At 72.3% G+C, this 16355-nt stretch carries 16 protein-coding genes and 2 pseudogenes; 8 read left to right on the top strand and 10 right to left on the bottom strand.

Annotated features, from left to right (window positions below):
• Together WA788_RS31705 and WA788_RS31710 are read right to left on the bottom strand one after the other, a co-directional pair.
• Positions 1–204: pseudogene (locus WA788_RS31705) on the bottom strand (hypothetical protein); the annotation flags it as partial.
• Positions 205–265: 61 nt separating this feature from the next.
• Positions 266–718, bottom strand: coding sequence for a DUF6415 family natural product biosynthesis protein (locus WA788_RS31710; RefSeq protein ID WP_335983328.1), 453 nt, complete (start codon positions 716–718; stop codon positions 266–268).
• A 158-nt stretch (positions 719–876) separates the two neighbouring features.
• On the opposite strand from WA788_RS31710, the gene WA788_RS31715 reads away from it, so the two are divergent.
• The gene (locus WA788_RS31715; protein ID WP_335983330.1) at positions 877–2088 is read left to right on the top strand and encodes a helix-turn-helix transcriptional regulator; all 1212 of its coding nucleotides are present in this window, start codon (positions 877–879) and stop codon (positions 2086–2088) included.
• A 305-nt stretch (positions 2089–2393) separates the two neighbouring features.
• Here WA788_RS31715 and cutA read toward each other — a convergent pair.
• Together cutA and WA788_RS31725 are read right to left on the bottom strand one after the other, a co-directional pair.
• Positions 2394–2712 (bottom strand): annotated as a pseudogene (gene cutA / locus WA788_RS31720) (divalent-cation tolerance protein CutA); the annotation flags it as partial.
• A 413-nt stretch (positions 2713–3125) separates the two neighbouring features.
• The gene (locus WA788_RS31725; RefSeq protein WP_335983332.1) at positions 3126–3572 is read right to left on the bottom strand and encodes an NUDIX hydrolase; all 447 of its coding nucleotides are present in this window, start codon (positions 3570–3572) and stop codon (positions 3126–3128) included.
• Between the two features lie 279 nt (positions 3573–3851).
• On the opposite strand from WA788_RS31725, the gene WA788_RS31730 reads away from it, so the two are divergent.
• From WA788_RS31730 to WA788_RS31745, 4 genes are all read left to right on the top strand, one after another.
• A complete protein-coding gene (locus WA788_RS31730) occupies positions 3852–5012 on the top strand; it encodes a carbohydrate kinase family protein (protein WP_335983334.1) in 1161 nt (386 codons plus the stop codon).
• A 151-nt stretch (positions 5013–5163) separates the two neighbouring features.
• On the top strand, positions 5164–6252 hold the full coding sequence (locus WA788_RS31735) for a PhoH family protein (RefSeq protein ID WP_335983336.1): 1089 nt from the start codon (positions 5164–5166) through the stop codon (positions 6250–6252).
• A 13-nt stretch (positions 6253–6265) separates the two neighbouring features.
• A complete protein-coding gene (gene ybeY / locus WA788_RS31740; protein WP_335983338.1) occupies positions 6266–6760 on the top strand; it encodes an rRNA maturation RNase YbeY in 495 nt (164 codons plus the stop codon).
• A gap of 18 nt (positions 6761–6778) precedes the next feature.
• A complete protein-coding gene (locus WA788_RS31745; protein ID WP_335983340.1) occupies positions 6779–8149 on the top strand; it encodes a hemolysin family protein in 1371 nt (456 codons plus the stop codon).
• Here WA788_RS31745 and WA788_RS31750 read toward each other — a convergent pair.
• On the bottom strand, positions 8146–9396 hold the full coding sequence (locus tag WA788_RS31750) for an MFS transporter (RefSeq protein WP_335983342.1): 1251 nt from the start codon (positions 9394–9396) through the stop codon (positions 8146–8148). The two genes, WA788_RS31745 and WA788_RS31750, sit on opposite strands and share 4 nt — an antisense overlap.
• 170 nt (positions 9397–9566) lie before the next feature.
• On the bottom strand, positions 9567–9749 hold the full coding sequence (locus tag WA788_RS31755) for a hypothetical protein (protein ID WP_335983345.1): 183 nt from the start codon (positions 9747–9749) through the stop codon (positions 9567–9569).
• 124 nt (positions 9750–9873) lie between these two features.
• Between WA788_RS31755 and WA788_RS31760 the strand changes: the two genes are divergently transcribed.
• The gene (locus WA788_RS31760) at positions 9874–10248 is read left to right on the top strand and encodes a cytidine deaminase (protein WP_335983347.1); all 375 of its coding nucleotides are present in this window, start codon (positions 9874–9876) and stop codon (positions 10246–10248) included.
• Positions 10249–10301: 53 nt separating this feature from the next.
• On the opposite strand, the gene WA788_RS31765 is transcribed toward WA788_RS31760, so the two are convergent.
• Positions 10302–10640 carry a P-II family nitrogen regulator gene (locus WA788_RS31765; RefSeq protein ID WP_335983349.1) on the bottom strand — a complete coding sequence of 113 codons (339 nt, stop codon included), beginning with the start codon at positions 10638–10640 and terminating at the stop codon, positions 10302–10304.
• Positions 10637–12007 (bottom strand): ammonium transporter, encoded by a 1371-nt coding sequence (locus WA788_RS31770; RefSeq protein ID WP_335983417.1) that lies wholly within the window; start codon positions 12005–12007, stop codon positions 10637–10639. The genes WA788_RS31765 and WA788_RS31770 overlap by 4 nt, the downstream gene beginning before the upstream one ends.
• Before the next feature lie 198 nt (positions 12008–12205).
• On the opposite strand from WA788_RS31770, the gene era reads away from it, so the two are divergent.
• Positions 12206–13177: a GTPase Era gene (gene era / locus WA788_RS31775; RefSeq protein ID WP_435130485.1), complete on the top strand. Its 972-nt coding sequence runs from the start codon at positions 12206–12208 to the stop codon at positions 13175–13177.
• A gap of 219 nt (positions 13178–13396) precedes the next feature.
• Here era and WA788_RS31780 read toward each other — a convergent pair whose 3' ends face one another.
• Positions 13397–14401, bottom strand: coding sequence for an Lrp/AsnC family transcriptional regulator (locus WA788_RS31780; RefSeq protein WP_335983353.1), 1005 nt, complete (start codon positions 14399–14401; stop codon positions 13397–13399).
• 117 nt (positions 14402–14518) lie between these two features.
• Between WA788_RS31780 and WA788_RS31785 the strand changes: the two genes are divergently transcribed.
• Positions 14519–15955, top strand: coding sequence for an MFS transporter (locus WA788_RS31785; RefSeq protein WP_335983355.1), 1437 nt, complete (start codon positions 14519–14521; stop codon positions 15953–15955).
• Between the two features lie 136 nt (positions 15956–16091).
• Here the strand turns inward: WA788_RS31785 and WA788_RS31790 are convergent, their stop codons facing one another.
• Positions 16092–16355 carry a protealysin inhibitor emfourin gene (locus tag WA788_RS31790; RefSeq protein WP_335983357.1) on the bottom strand — a complete coding sequence of 88 codons (264 nt, stop codon included), beginning with the start codon at positions 16353–16355 and terminating at the stop codon, positions 16092–16094.

Raw genomic sequence — 16355 nt, forward strand, 5'->3', positions numbered from 1 at the left:
CCGGTGCAGATACGACTGCTCGTACCGGCATTTCTCGCCGAGTTGCACCAGGCTCATCCCGGAGCGTTCCCGTTCGTACGCGAGCCGGTTGGCGTACAGCGCCCGTGCCGAAAACCGGTCCACCGCCCGGACGTTCCTGCCCCTCACATTCCCGTTGCCGCTTCCGTTGCCGTCGCCGATCGTGCTGTCGTCGTCGTTTTCCATGCGGACGTCTCTTCCTTTTCTCCGATGTGGTCTGAAGGGTTCGGGTTCTGCTGCGACCGAGCTACGAGGAGAATCCGCTTTCCGCGGTCAGCGCTTTACTCAAGGCCGCCGCCTCGGCCCGCAACCGTCCGACCAGGCAGCACATCGCCATCACCGAACGCCCCATCCGCTCGGCATACCGCGCCGCATCGAGCGAACGCGGCCCCGCGTCCATCCGCCGCCGGGCCTCACCCACACTGAGCAGCGCGACGGCCCGCGCACTGTCCCCCTCCGGGCACCGCCGCGCCATCCCGTCCACCACCGGGATCAACTCACCCAGCACGGCCCTCATCCGCGCCGCCGCGCGAACCTGCTCAGCGACGGACAGCAGCGCGGCACCATCCACAACGTGCTGCGCTTCCTCCAGCAATGCCGCTGGCGCCAGGCAATGCGAACCGTCCGGGGCCAAGCCCGCTAACCCAGTAGCTTTACGCATGTTGATCTGCACCTCCCTGACCGGTTTCGTATCGGTCACGCCCCCGGGACCGGTCACTCGGACGACGGGAGCCTTCCGGCTGACAACACTCGCGGGTGGGAACAGGGGCGCACCACGGCAGAAAAGCTGCGTTCGCGTGGCGTGTTGGTTGCGCGGGGTACCCTGAGCAGGGCGGACAGAGCGGGACGGAGTGCGTCATGGCAGCCAAGCGGCAGCGGTTCGCGGAGCGCCGGAAGGCGCGCGGGTACACCCAGGAACGGTTCGCCGATGCCCTCGACGTGGACCGGACCACGGTGCAGCGCTGGGAGCGGGGAGAAGGCAGCCCGCATCCGCACCTGCGTCCCAAGATGGCGCGCCTTCTGGGGCTTGCTCCCGATGAGCTGGAGGAAGTTCTGTCCTCCGGTTCAACCGTGTCCGCTACGGCCACGCCCTGGACATCTCGAGGAACCGAGACTCACGACGACGAATCGGACGCGTGGGAGTTGGCGCGCCGCGTGCAAGCGAGCGACGTGGGAAGAGAAACCCTTGATCGTCTTGAGTCGTCTTTCGACCAGCTTGCCGCTGCGTACCCCAAGTCCGCGCCGCAGGATATTCTGCGGCGCGTGCGGCGGAACTCTTCCTATGTGCTGCACCTGCTTGACGCGAAGAAAACCCTGGCCGAGCACCGGCGCCTGCTGACCATCGGGGGTTGGCTGTCCCTGCTGGGCGCGACAGTTCATATTGATCTCAAGCAGGAAGACGCCGCAACGGCGCGCCTGCAAACGGCCATGGCGCTGGCTCACCAAGCGGAGCAGCCGGAAATCGTCGCATGGTGCTACGAGACTGAAGCCTGGCGCGTTCTGACGGACGGCGACTACGCTCGCGCTGCGGAGCTGTCCAGAATTTCGCAAGGAATCGCTCCGGCCGGAAGCTCGGTGCTGATCCAGTCAACCGCCCAAGAGGGACGGGCGCATGCGCGGATGGGGCAGGCAAAGGAAACGTACTCGGCCATTGATCGCGTCCAGGACCTTTCATCGTCCCTCGCAACGCCAGAACTGCCCGAGCATCACTACCAGTACGATCCTGGCAAGACGGTCTCGTACACGGCGACCACGTTGGCGTGGCTCGGCGACCCGGCGGCCGAGCCGTTCGCGCGAGAAGTGATCACCCGGTTGGACGCCGGTCGCGATGTGGCCAAGTGGCCGCGACGGGTGGCGTCGGCAAGTATTGATCTGGCTCTGGTTCTGGTGGCGGGAAATCGGCTTGATGAAGCGTGTGAAGCGGCCCAGAAAGCCATTCTTTCTGGTCGGCTGGTGCCGTCCAATCACTGGCGGGCGCTGGAAGTCGTGAATTCCGTCGAGGCCAAGCAGTTGCCAGAGGCGGTCGATCTGCGTGAGGCGTTCGAAACCCTCGGTGCGAACGACGCATGAACCCGACCCACGTTGACCTCGATTCCTCCGAGGGCTGACGGTGGCAGCGTGACGGGTTGGCTGTCCGATGTGCCCCGTGCCGTGTCGGGGCCGGCCTTCGCATGACGCTGCGGGGGTGCCGGGTTTCGCGGGCCCGAGGGTGGTGCGGTCTTCTCCTTCCTGTCCCTGTCGGAGCGATGACTGACCGTCAGGTGCGGGCCGGAAGCCGGGTGGTCTGAAGTGCCTCGCAGAACATCGAGGTGTGCCGGTCGTCTCCGAACTGCTGGAGAAGGCAGCGGGCTGAATGCCCGACTACTCGGGTGAGCCGGGCTCGTATTCTCGGCCACCCAGCGCAGGCACCGTTCCGCACCGGCGACGATCGCCACGGCGGACACCTCAGGGTTGTCCCAGGGATGGTGTTCGAGCAGGTGCGCTTCGAGCTCCGGGGTACCTGTCGGCACGTGTCTTGAGGAGGAGTTGCCACTCCTCGCCCGTGCCGAACTCTCCGAGGTGCCAGAACACGGAGGTCACAGGGCCGACGATCTGCGCTCCGGCGGCCAGACGCTTGCGCACGACGGACTGGGCGAGCTGAACGGCCTGGTCACGGGTCTCGGTGACGGTGGACACCTGCACGAAGTCCGTCATGACCCGATCGTACCGTTGGACTTCAGCGGTTGAAGTTCAACGTGGAGCGACCTGGTCACTGTGTCCTCGGCAACAACAAGGCCGGGTGCGTGCCCGTCGTACCGCTGCCGACATGCGCCGGGCCCTGTTGACCGTACGTGGGCGCGGCATTCCGGCAGTCGCCGAACTGGACCGCAACGTGCGGCGGCAGAACTGGCTGGGCGTCTCAGGACCGAGCCCGCGTGGCCGGTCACCGGCGCACCCGGTGCCGGCTGGTGGGCAGAGCCTGGAGATGGTCCAGGACCTCGTGGCTGAAGGCCGCGCCGTCGATCCGGACCAGCAGTTTCGATCACAGCGGGCAGCGGGAGCTGCGCGAGCGCGGCGGCCAGAACCGTCTTGTGGTCGTCACCAGGTGCTCCCTCAGGTGGAGTTCTTCACGCGGACGCGGTTCGCTCGGCAAGGAGAAGCGCAAGGGGCCCTGCGGGGAGGAGGAAGCGGCCCTCTGCGGCGGCGTCGAGGGCTTCGTCCATGGGCCACCAGGCGAGTTTGAAGTCCTGCTCGGTGGGGGTGAGTTGCTGGGGGCCGCAGGTGAGATCGCGGGCTTCGTAGAGATGGATGCGGGCGGTCGAGGCGAGGGTGAGGGCGTAGGAGCCGAGGGGGCGCCACGTCGTGGCGGTGATGCCGGCTTCCTCGCGCAGTTCCCGGCGTGCGCATTCCTCGTCCGTTTCGCCGGGTTCTTTGCGGCCGCCGGGGAGGAAGAGGTAGTTGCCTCCGTGGTCGGGGAAGTGGGCGCCGAGGAGGGCTACGAGGCCGTCGGCGTCGCGGGCGACGATGACGGAGGCGTCGCGGCCGGGGCCTTGGCCGGGGTGCGCGTGGCTCATACCCGGCGAGGCTAGCGGGGATTTAGCGGAGCATCGCGGCGTGGGCGACGTTCATGACGACGGGGTGGGCGGCCGGCTGTTCCCGGACTTTCCGGTCTACGCCGGCGGTGCCTCGCCACCAGCCCTCCACCAGCGGGTGGTCCCTCGACCGACAGTACGGGGCAGCCCCGGGGGGTCCGGGCGGCGCGGCACCGTAAGGGGGCAACCCGGGGGGACGGGGTGGCGCGGGCGGGACGTGGCTACCCCGGGGGACAGGGGGCGCCGTGGCACAGTGGGGGGATGGACGATCAACCCGTTCTGGACCCGCTGGCGGGTGTACGGGTGCCGGGCGACCCGGCGACGGACGTGTACCTGACGGGCACCGTCTTCCTGGACATCATCTTCACCGGCCTGGACCAGGCCCCGGTCCGCGGCACCGAGTCATGGGCCCGCGGCATGGGCTCCAGCCCCGGCGGCATCGCCAACATGGCCACCGCCCTGGCCCGCCTCGGCCTGCGGACGACCCTGGCCGCCGCGTTCGGCGACGACATGTACGGCGACTACTGCTGGGAGAGCCTCCGCGAGGGCGAGGGCATCGACCTCGGCCCGTCCCGGCGGGTGCCCGGCTGGCACAGCCCCGTCACCGTGTCGATGGCGTACGAGGGCGAGCGCACCATGGTCAGCCACGGCCACCGCGCCCCGCCGCCGGAAGGCGCCGTCCCCGCCTGCCCGCCGCCGGCCCGCGCCGCGGTCGCCTCACTCGGCGCCCGGGAGACGGGGGAGGAGCGCGCCGACTGGATCGCCGGCGCCGCCGCGTCCGGCACGAAGGTCTTCGCCGACGTCGGCTGGGACGAGACCGGCCGCTGGGACCCCGCCGACCTCGCCGGGCTGCGGCACTGCGCCGCCTTCCTGCCCAACGCGGAGGAGGCCGTCCGCTACACCCGCGCCGACAGCCCCCGCGAGGCCGCCCGCCGGCTGGCCGAACACGTGCCGCTCGCCGTGGTCACCCTCGGTGCGCAGGGCGCCTACGCCGTGGACTCCGCGGCCGGCCGCACCGCGGAGGTGCCCGCGCTGGCCGTGGAGGCGCTGGACCCGACCGGCGCGGGCGACGTCTTCGTGGCCGGGTTCGTCACCGGCACGCTGGCGGGGTGGCCGCTCACCGACCGGCTGGCCTTCGCCTCGCTGTGCGCGGCGCTGTCGGTGCAGGAGTTCGGCGGGTCGCTGTCGGCGCCCGGCTGGATCGAGATCGCCGGGTGGTGGGCGCAGGCCAAGGCGTACGCGGGCCAGTCCCCGGACCACCGGGAGGCGGTGTGCCGCTACGGCTTCCTGGAGGAGCTGCTGCCCGCGGCCACCCGCCCGTGGCCGCTGCGCCGCGCGGTCCCCACGATCGGCTTCCGCCCGGCCCCGGCGGGACCCGCGCCGGCGCCCCCGGCGGGACCGGCCCCGGCACCCCCGGCGTGACCTCCCTCCGGCCCGCCCGGCAGCACGGTCCGCAACAGCGCGCCGTAATCCCCTCTGCCTGCGCCGTTCCGCGTCGTACGCTTGGTACTCCAAGGCCCCACGGGCCCAGCGACCAGCAGAAGGCGGGATGAGCAGGCCCTAGCGCCGGCCCATGACTCAGACACCGACCCAGCAGCAGCCGCAGCAGCCGCACCAGGCACGCGCGCATTTCGTCGTACCGGCCAAGCACCCCATGGTGACCGTCCTGGGCTCCGGTGACTCCCTTCTCCGGGTGATCGAGCAGGCGTTCCCGGCCGTCGACATCCACGTCCGGGGCAACGAGATCAGCGCCGTCGGCGACGCGGCCGACGTGGCCCTGGTCCAGCGGCTGTTCGACGAGATGATGCTGGTGCTGCGCACCGGCCAGCCCATGACGGAGGACGCCGTGGAGCGCTCCATCGCGATGCTCCGGGCGAACGGCGAGGCGGCCGACGGCGAGGCGGAGACGCCCGCGCAGGTCCTCACGCAGAACATCCTGTCCAGCCGCGGCCGCACCATCCGCCCCAAGACGGTCAACCAGAAGCGGTACGTCGACGCCATCGACCGCCACACCATCGTCTTCGGCATCGGCCCGGCGGGCACCGGCAAGACCTACCTCGCGATGGCCAAGGCCGTGCAGGCCCTCCAGTCCAAGCAGGTCAACCGGATCATCCTCACCCGCCCCGCGGTCGAGGCCGGCGAACGCCTCGGCTTCCTGCCCGGCACCCTCTACGAGAAGATCGACCCCTACCTGCGCCCCCTCTACGACGCCCTGCACGACATGCTCGACCCCGACTCCATCCCCCGCCTGATGGCGGCGGGCACCATCGAGGTCGCCCCCCTCGCATACATGCGTGGTCGCACCCTGAATGACGCGTTCATCATTCTGGACGAGGCGCAGAACACCAGCGCCGAGCAGATGAAGATGTTCCTGACCCGGCTCGGGTTCGACTCGAAGATCGTCATCACCGGCGACATCACGCAGATCGACCTGCCGGGCGGGACGAAGAGCGGGCTGCGGCAGGTGCAGGACATCCTGTTCGACGTGGACGACGTGCACTTCGCCCGGCTCACCAGTACGGACGTGGTCCGCCATAAGCTGGTCGGGCGCATCGTGGACGCGTACGAGCGCTACGACACCGCCCAGGCCGAGGAAGGAGCCGCGCGCGACCGGCAGGCCGGGAGCGGGCGCGGCAGCGGCTCGGGGCCGAAGAGAAAGTAAGCACCCCACCACCATGGCGATCGACGTCAACAACGAGTCCGGCTGGGACATCGACGACGAGGCGGTCCTGGACGCCGCCCGTTACGCCCTGTACCGGATGCGCATCCACCCGCTCTCCGAGCTGTCGGTGATCCTGGTGGACGCCGCGGCGATGGAGCAGCTCCACCTCCAGTGGATGAACCTGCCGGGCCCCACCGATGTCATGTCCTTCCCGATGGACGAGCTGCGTCCTGGCAAGGAGGACGAGGAGCCCGAGCAGGGCCTGCTCGGCGACATCGTGCTCTGCCCGGAGGTGGCGAAGAAGCAGGGCGAGGAGGCGCCGACGAAGCACTCCATGGACGAGGAGCTGCAACTGCTCACCGTGCACGGCGTGCTGCACCTGCTGGGGTACGACCACGAGGAGCCGGAGGAGAAGGCCGAGATGTTCGGCCTCCAGAAGGCGATCCTGGACGGCTGGCGGGCCGAGCGCGGCGTCGAGGGCCCCTCGCCGGCGCCCACCACCCGCTGAGGCGGCGGCTGCACCCCCATGGTCGTCTTCGCCGTACTGCTCGTCATCGTGGCCTGGCTCGCGGCGTGTGCCGAGGCCGGGCTCGCCCGGGTCTCCCGGTTCCGCGCCGAGGACGCGCTGCGCTCCGGCCGGCGCGGGGCGGCGAACCTCGTCGCGGTCGCCTCCGACCCGACCCGCTACCTCAATGTGGCGCTGCTGGTGCGGGTGGCCTGCGAGACGGCGGCGGCCGTGCTCATCACGGTCGTCGCCTACCGCCACTTCGACCGCACCTGGCAGGTGCTGTGCGTCGCGACCGGCGTGATGGTGCTGGTGTCGTACGTGGCGGTGGGCGTCTCGCCGCGCACCATCGGCCGCCAGCACCCGATGAACACCGCCACCGCCGCGTCGTACGTGCTGCTGCCGCTGGCCCGGGTGATGGGCCCGGTGCCGGGGCTGCTGATCCTGCTGGGCAACGCGCTGACGCCGGGGAAGGGTTTCAAGCGCGGGCCGTTCGCGAGTGAGGCGGAGCTGCGGGCGGCGGTGGACCTGGCCGAGTCGGAGTCGCTGATCGAGGACGAGGAGCGCCGGATGGTGCACTCGGTCTTCGAGTTGGGTGACACGATCGTGCGCGAGGTGATGGTGCCGCGCACCGAGCTGGTGATGATCGAGCGGTTCAAGACGGTCCGCCAGGCGATGACGCTGGCGCTGCGCAGCGGGTTCTCCCGGATTCCGGTGACGGGGGAGAGCGAGGACGACGTGGTCGGCTTCGTCTATCTGAAGGACCTGGCGCGGCGGGTGCACATCAACCGCGACGCGGAGTCCGACCCGATCTCCACGGTGATCCGCCCGGCGTTCTTCGTGCCCGACACCAAGAACGCCGGCGACCTGCTGCGCGAGATGCAGCAGCAGCGCAACCACGTGGCGGTCGTCGTCGACGAGTACGGCGGCACCGCGGGGATCGTCACGATCGAGGACATCCTGGAGGAGATCGTCGGGGAGATCACCGACGAGTACGACCGGGAGACGCCGCCGGTGGAGCCGCTGGGCGGCGAGCGGTTCCGGGTGACCGCGCGGCTGGACATCGGGGACCTCGGCGAACTGTACGGTGTGCCGCTCGACGACGACGACGTGGAGACGGTCGGCGGGCTGCTGGCCAAGGCGCTGGGCCGGGTGCCGATCCCGGGCGCGGGCGCGGTGGTGCCGCTGCCGGTGGACGCCTCGGCGGTCGGCCCGGACGGTACGGTCGCGCTGCGGCTGACCGCGGAGACGCAGGCGGGGCGGCGGAACCGGATCGGCACGGTGCTGGTGGAGCCGGTGACCAGCAGCGAACTGTCGGGCGCGACCCGCGCGTCGGAACCCCGAAACCCGCCCCGCACCGAAGCCCAGCCCGAGGCACACGGGGAAGACTAGGCGGGGTGGGGGGACGGGTGGTTTGCGGGGTGGTGGGGGAGGAGGAGGGGGGTGGTGAGGATGAGGAGGCCGGCGGCTCCGATCGCCAGGCGGGGGGAGGTCGCTGCGGCGAGCAGGCCCCACAGCGCGGTCAGGGCGGCGGTGGCGAGGTTGGTGCTGACCGTCCACGCGGACAGGGTGCGGGCGACCCGGTCGGTCGGGGTCTGCTCCAGCCGGTAGGTGGCAAGCACCGGGTTGAAGACTCCGATGCTCGCGACCAGGCCGAACTGCACGGCCACCACCAGGGCGATGCCGGCCGCGCCCGGGCGCACGAACACCAGCCACAGCGGCCAGCACGCGCGCAGCGCGCCCGAGACGACCATGACGCGGTGCGGCCCGTAGCGTGCGACGAGCCGCTGTGAGAGCCGCGCGCCGAGCAGCCCGCCGGCGCAGGGCAGCGCGAAGGCGAGGCCGTACTGCCAGGGGCGGAAGCGGAGTTCGCCGAGCATGAGGACGGCGAGCAGCGGTTCGGTGGCCAGCAGCAGGGCGCTGAGCAGGACCGTGTTGAGGAAGAGCGGCCGCAGCCGGGGGTGGGTGAGCAGGTGGTGCCAGCCGTCGAGGAGTTCGGCGAGGCGGGCCCGGGGCCGGGGCGCGGTCGGTGCGGTACGGGGCAGCGGGCGCGGCTCGTCCCGGCGGATCGCGCAGACGCCCAGGGCCGACAGCAGGTAGCTGACCGCGTCGGCGGTCACCGTCGTCACCGGGCCGAACAGCCCGACCGCAGCGCCGCCGAGCGGCGGTCCGAGCACGGTGGCGCTCCATGTCGTGGACTCGAAGCGGCTGTTGGCGACGAGCAGCTGCTCCGGGCCGACCAGCGACTTCAGGTAGGCGCCGCTCGCCGAGCGGAACGCGATCTTCGCGGTGGCCGCCACGACGGAGACGAGCAGGAGCTGGACGAAGCCGAGCCGGCCGAGGGCGTAGGCGACCGGGATGCTGGTCATCGCGGCGAACCGGACCAGGTCCGCCGCGACCATCACCGGCCGTTTGCGGCGGGAGTCCACCCACGGGCCGAGCGGCACCGCCGCCAGGGCCCCCACCGCGAGCCCGGCGGCCGACAGCGCCGACACCTCGCCGGACCCGGCGTGCAGGACGACGATCGCCAGCAGCGGGAACGCGCCGAACCCGAACCCGGTGCCGTAGGCGCTGACCGCGTACGCCGCCCACAGCCACCCGAACGGCCGCCCCAGCGCCCGCCCCCCGACCTCCGCCATGCCCTGCCCGCCTCGCCCGTACTCCCACCGGTACAACCCGTCGTTGACCGGCGCCATCCAAGCAAGCGCGGCAGCACCCGGGCAAACAACCGTACGACCGGCGAGCCACAACCGCTGGTTGTTCGGGCTGGCGGGTGGGTGGGCGGCGGCCCTTGACGGACGGGCCCGGGTCAGGGGCCGAGGTTTCCGATCATGCCGAGCATGCCGGCGCTGGCGGAGTGGATCGAGGTGGCCAGGCTGGTGTCGGCGAGGTAGAAGCCGAAGGCGCCGCAGACCAGCGCGTGGGTCGCCTTGAGGCCGGACTTGCGGCTCAGGAAGAACGTGGCCGCGGCGAGTGCGATGACGAGGGGCATGTGCAGCAGCATCGTCGGATCACCACATCTCCTCATACGAGGGCATTTCTCGTGACGAGGCTATGCGCCCGTGCCGGTGTGCGCATCTTCGGGCACGGAGGGTGAGGGTCGGGCCGGGCGTCCTATGATCACGCGTATGACCGACGCGCAGACGCCCGCCGCCCCCGAGAACCCCGAGGACCGCAAGCTCCTCACGCTCGCCCGCTCCGCCCGGGCCCGCAACGCCGTCCCGGAGGGCGCCGCCGTCCGCGACGAGACCGGCCGCACCTACGTCGCCGGCACCGTGGACCTCCCGTCGCTGCGGCTGACCGCCGTGCAGACCGCCGTCGCGATGGCCGTGGCCAGCGGCGCGACGTCCCTGGAGGCGGCCGCCGTGGTGACCGCCGCCGAGGACGCGGCCGACGCCGACCTCGCGGCCGTCCGCGACCTGGGCGGCCCGGACACCCCGCTGCTGCTGGCCGGCCCCGACGGCGCCGTACGCCGCACCCTGACCGCCTGACCGCCTGACCGCCTGACCGGTCGACCCCGCGCGCCGGGAGCGCGCCCCGCGCCCTACAGGGCGTCCGGGCCGCGCTCCCCGGTCCGCACCCGTACCGCGGTCTCCACCGGCACCGCCCACACCTTGCCGTCGCCGATCTTCCCGGTCCGCGCGGCCGCCACCAGCGTGTCGATCACCTCGTCGGCCGCCGCGTCCTCCACCAGCACCTCGATCCGCGCCTTCGGCACCAGGTCCACCCGGTACTCCGCGCCCCGGTACACCTCGGTGTGCCCGCGCTGCCGCCCGTAGCCGCTCGCCTCGGTGACGGTCAGGCCCTGCACACCCAGCTCCTGCAACGCCGTCTTCACGTCATCCAGCTTGTACGGCTTGATGACGGCGGTGACCAGCTTCATGCCCGTGGGCTCCTGTCCTTCGCGGCCGCGCCGAGGAACCCGCCACCCGCGCCCGCCGGGGTCGGCGCCCCGCCCGCCATGCCGTGGGTGAGTACGCCGTGATCGTAGGCGGTCTCGGCGTGCACGGTCAGGTCCAAGCCGGTCCGCTCCTGCTCCTCGCTGGCGCGGAAGCCCATCAGCCGCTCGATCGCCCGCCCGAGGCCGTACGTCACCGCGAACGCGTACGCCCCGACCGCGGCCACCGCGGCGGCCTGCCGGCCGAGTTGGGCCAGGCCGCCGCCGTAGAACAGGCCGCGCGGGCCGCCGGTCATCGTCGAGGTCGCGAGCAGCCCGATCAGCAGGGTGCCGGCGATGCCGCCCATCAGGTGCACCCCCACCACGTCCAGCGAGTCGTCCACGCCGAAGCGGAACTTCCAGCTCACCGCGTACGAGCAGAGCACCCCGGCGGCCAGGCCCACCACGGCCGCGCCGAGCAGGTCCACGCTGCCGCACGCCGGGGTGATCGCGACCAGCCCGGCCACCGACCCGGACGCGGCGCCCAGCGTCGTGGCGTGGCCGTCCCGGCGCCGCTCCACCACCAGCCAGCCCAGCAGCCCCGCGCAGCCGGCCGCCTGGGTGTTGAGGAACGCGGAGGCGGCCAGGCCGTTCGCGCCCAGCGCGGAACCGGCGTTGAAGCCGAACCAGCCGAACCACAGCAGCCCGGCGCCCAGCACCACCAGCGGCAGGTTGTGCGGGCGCATCGCGTCCCGGCGGAAGCCCAGCCGGGGGCCGAGCACCAGCGCCAGCGCCAGCCCCGAGGCCCCCGAGCACACCTCGACCACGGTGCCACCCGCGAAGTCCAGCGCGTGCAGCTCGCTCACCACCCACCCGCCGGTGCCGAACACCCAGTGCGCGACGGGGACGTATACGGCCAGCGTCCACACCGGCACGAACACCACCCACGCGCCGAACCGGGCCCGGTCCGCGACCGCGCCGCTGATCAGCGCGGCCGTGATGATCGCGAACGACAGCTCGAAGGCGGCGAACAGCGGGGTGGGCACGTGCCCGGTCACGTCGGTCGGGCCGACCCCGCGCATGCCGAGGTGGTCCAGGCCGCCGATCAGGCCCAGCCCGCCCGCGTCCGGGCCGAACGCCAGGGTGTAGCCGGCCACCAGCCACACCAGGGTGACCAGTGCGATCGACACGAAGCTCATCATCAGCATGTTGAGCACGCTCTTGCTGCGGACCATCCCGCCGTAGAACAGCGCCAGGCCCGGCGTCATCAGCAGCACCAGCGCGGTCGCCGCCAGCAGCCACGCGGTGTCGCCCGCGCTGATCGCCGGGTGGCCGCCGCCGGCGGCGGAGGCGAGGGAGAGGACAGGGGGCAGGCCGGCGGACTGGAGCAGCACGGAGAGGTCCCTTCGGTCGCGGCTTGCACGAGCGTGCGACGTACGCGTTACCGGACGTGGGCGGGCGTGTTTCCGCCGCGTTTCGTGTTGCCGCCGGGTTTCGGGCGCCTCACGGTCCGTCGTACCCCCGTACGACCCGGGCGGCGCGGTCCGTACACCTCTGCGGTATCGGGGAGAATGGGGGCCATGAGCGCTCGCACCCCCTCCGCCGGAACCGCCGGTACCGCCGGAGGCACCTCGCACCGGTCCGGTTTCGCCTGCTTCGTCGGCCGCCCCAACGCCGGCAAGTCCACCCTCACGAACGCTCTGGTCGGCCAGAAGGTGGCGATCACCTCCAACCGGCCGCAGACCACGCGGCACACCGTCCGCGGGATCGTGCACCGGCCCGACGCGCAGCTCGTCCTCGTCGACACCCCGGGGCTGCACAAGCCGCGCACGCTGCTCGGCGAGCGGCTCAACGACGTGGTGCGCACCACCTGGGCCGAGGTCGACGTGATCGGTTTCTGCCTGCCCGCCGACCAGAAACTCGGGCCCGGCGACACCTACATCGCGCGCGAGCTGGCCGGGATCAGGAAGACGCCGAAGGTCGCGATCGTCACCAAGACCGACCTCGTGGACGGAGACCAGCTCGCCCGCCAGCTCATCGCCGTCGACAAGCTCGGCCGGGACCTCGGGCTGGAGTGGGCGGAGATCGTGCCGGTCTCCGCCGTCGGCGACCAGCAGGTCGGGCTCCTCGCCGACCTCCTCGTCCCGCTCCTCCCGGAGGGCCCGCAGCTCTACGCCGAGGGCGACCTCACCGACGAGCCCGAGCAGGTGATGGTGGCCGAGCTGATCCGCGAAGCGGCGCTCGAAGGGGTGCGGGACGAGCTCCCGCACTCCATCGCCGTGGTCGTCGAGGAGATGACGCCCCGCGAGGGGCGGCCCGCCGACCGGCCGCTGCTCGACATCCACGCGAACCTCTACATCGAGCGGCCCAGCCAGAAGGGGATCATCATCGGGCCCAAGGGTGCGCGGCTGAAGGAGGTCGGGACGAAGTCCCGGCGCCAGATCGAGGGGCTGCTCGGGACGGCGGTGTTCCTCGACCTCCACGTGAAGGTGGCGAAGGACTGGCAGCGCGACCCCAAGCAGCTCCGCAAGCTCGGGTTCTGAAGGGTGCCCTGACCCCCCGGGGTGCCCCCTCCTCCGAGCTACGGGACCTTGCGGTCCGCTGTGGCTTGTCGCGCAGTTCCCCGCGCCCCTGGATATGCCCGGGTTCCTCCGGGGCAAGCCGGTGCGAGCCGCAGTTACCCAGGGGCGCGGGGAAGTGCGCGACCAGCCGGCCACCGGCCTGAGGCGGGGACGAGACAGGGACCGTCACGGCGCGGGAGGTCACGCCGGATAAGGGCCGGCCCCCTTGAGGAGACGGTGGATCGGCGCGGTCTCGGTCCGGCGCAAGCCGGGCAACGCGGCGACGGGCCCCGTCAGATAGCGGTAGAGCGCCTCGGGGTCCTTGCAGCTGATCGACGCGTAGACGTTCGTGGTCCCGGTGGTCGCGGCGGCGAACGCCACCTCGGTGTGCCCGGCGAGCGCGGCGCCGACCTCCGCGAGCCGGGCGGGCTCGACCTCCAGCCAGAGGCCGGCGCGCAGTTCGGAGCGGAGCAGCCCGGCACCGAGGTCGAGGTCGTAGTAGAGAGCGCCGCAGGCGCGCAGTTCCGACAGCCGGCGCCGTACGGTGCTGAGCGACCACCCGGTGGCGGCGGCCAGTTCGGCGGCGGGCGTGCGGCCGTCGCGGGCGAGCGCGTCGAGCAGCAGGTGGTCGCCGGGGGCGAGCGGCACGGGCGCGGCGTCGGGCGGCGGGCCGGCGGGCGCGTCGTCCGGGGCGAGCGCCGCGGCCTCCTGCGGGGTGAGCGCGCTGCTGCGGCTGACCGGGCTGAGGTCACGCCCGAAGAAGATGTGCAGCAGCGCGTGCGCGGCCACGTGCACCACCTGCGGGGTGCGCGGCAGCTTCTGGAGCAGCAGCGTGTCGTCGTGGCCGGGCACGGCCGAGTGCGTCACGCAACTGATCTCGGTGCCGCCGGAGATGAGGTTGACCCAGCGGGTGCCGGCGTGCCGGGCCAGCGCCGCGCCGATCGAGGCGGCCGCGTCGGGCGTGCAGCGCACCCGCACCATCCAGGGCGTCAGCCCGGTCCGGAACGGGTCGGTCAGGCCGAGCACCCGGATCGTACGGTCGCCGCGCAGCCGGCCGTAGCGACGCGCCACGGTCTGGTCGGAGACGCCGAGCACCTGCGCGATCCGGCTGAAGGACGCGCGCCCGTCGATCTGGAGGGCGTGCAGCAGCCGCCGGTCGAGCAGGTCGAGTCCGGCCAGCGGGGCCCAGACGGCGTCGGATTCCACCACCACAGGCTACGTTCTGTCGGAATACGCCGCGACCACGGGTGTGGCTGGAGACGCGAACGGGTGTGCCCGAGGGTGGGGTGGTCCTTCCCGCGACACCGGAACGGAGTCCCACCCATGCGCAAGTGGCTGCCACTTGTGGCGATCTGCCTGGGCGCCTTCATCCTGCTGGTCGACGTCACCATCGTGAACGTCGCCCTGCCGAGCATGGCGTCCGACCTCCACGCGTCCTTCACCTCCCTCCAGTGGGTGATGGACATGTACGCCCTCGCGCTGGCCGCGCTGCTGCTCGCCGCGGGTTCGCTCGCCGACCTGTTCGGGCACCGGCGGCTGTACGTCATCGGGTTGGGCGTCTTCGCGCTCTCCTCGCTGGCGGCCGCGCTCTCGCCCGACGCGACGACGCTGATCACCGCGCGGGCGGTGCAGGGCGTCGGCGGGGCCGCGATGTTCGCCACCTCCGCGGCGCTGGTCGCCGCGTCCTACCAGGGCCGCGACCGCGGCACCGCGTTCGGGGTGTGGGGCGCGGTCAACGGCGCCGCGGCCGCGCTCGGCCCGGTGCTCGGCGGGCTGCTCACCGAGGGGCTGGGCTGGCAGGCGATCTTCCTGGTCAACCTGCCGATCGCGGTGGTCGCCATCGCGCTGACCCTGCGGGTGCTGCCGGTCGGGCGGCGCGGCACCGGCCGGCTGGATCTGCCGGGCGCGCTCACCTTCACGGTGGCCGCGGCCGCGCTGACGTACGCGCTGATCCGCGGCGGGGAGGACGGCTGGACCGACACGCTGACCGTCGCCTCCTTCGTACTCGCCGCTGTCGCCGTGGTCGCGTTCGTGGTGGTCGAACTGCGGTCCGCGCACCCCATGCTGGACCTGTCCCTGCTGCGCCGACCCACCTTCTCGGGGCTGCTCGGCAGCGCGGTGCTCTTCCAGGCGGGTTCCTTCGGCGCGCTGGTCTACGTCTCCCTCTGGCTCCAGAACGTGCTCGGCCTCAGCCCGATCCGCGGGGGCCTGGCGCTGATGCCGCTGGCGGTGGCGTCGTTCGTGGTCGCCGCGGCTGCCGGGCGGCACGCGCACCGCTTCTCGCCCGCGGTGCCGGTGGGCGTCGGCATGGTGCTCATCGGCATCGGGGCGGGTGTGCTCTGGCAGTCCGTGTCCGCGGGCTCGCACGCCTCCGCCCTCTTTGCGGGGCTCGCCGTCATCGGTGCCGGGGTCGGGCTGGCCACGCCCGTGCTGGTCTCGACCGCGGTCGACGCGGTGCCCGCGCACCGGTCGGGGATGGCCGGCGGCGCCGTCAACACCTTCCGGCAGCTCGGGATGAGCCTGGGGATCGCGTTGTTCGGGTCGATGTTCACGGCCCGCGTGCGGGAGGTCACCTCCCACCGCGGCACGGTGCGGGCGGCGTACGCCGCGGGGTTGGACCGGATCTTCCTGGCGAGTGCGCTGGCCGCGCTGGCGGGAGCGGGGTTGGTCTTCCTCACGGTGCGCCGCTCCCGGGTGGGCGAGACCCCCCAGGGTGCCCCGTCCCCGGGTGACCGGGACCTTGCGGTTCGGGGTGGTTGATCGCGCGGTTCCCCACTTCCGGGTGGGCGGGACCCTCCGGGGTGCCCCGTCCCCGGGTGACCGGGACCTTGCGGTTCGGGGTGGCTGGTCGCGCAGTTCCTCGCGCCCCTGCTTGGGCGCCCTGCATGCGGCCGTGTTACGCGCCCTCGTTCAGGACGGTGGTGATGAGGTCGCGTTGGGCGGGGGTGAGGGCGGGGTCGGCGCAGTGGAGGGTGCGGTCGTCGATGGTGAGGACGTAGGTGAAGCCGTCGGGGACCGGGGGGCTGGGGGCGCGGGGGGCGGCGAGGGCCGCGCGGGCGAGGGCTTCGAGCCGGGGGGCGCCGGGGTGGCCGGCGGTGTCGAGGGCGGCCCGCCGGGGGATGCCGGCGAACCCTCCGGAGCGGACCACCTCGATACGCAC

Source organism: Streptomyces sp. CA2R106, from assembly GCF_037034245.1.
Classification (GTDB): Bacteria; Actinomycetota; Actinomycetes; order Streptomycetales; family Streptomycetaceae; genus Actinacidiphila.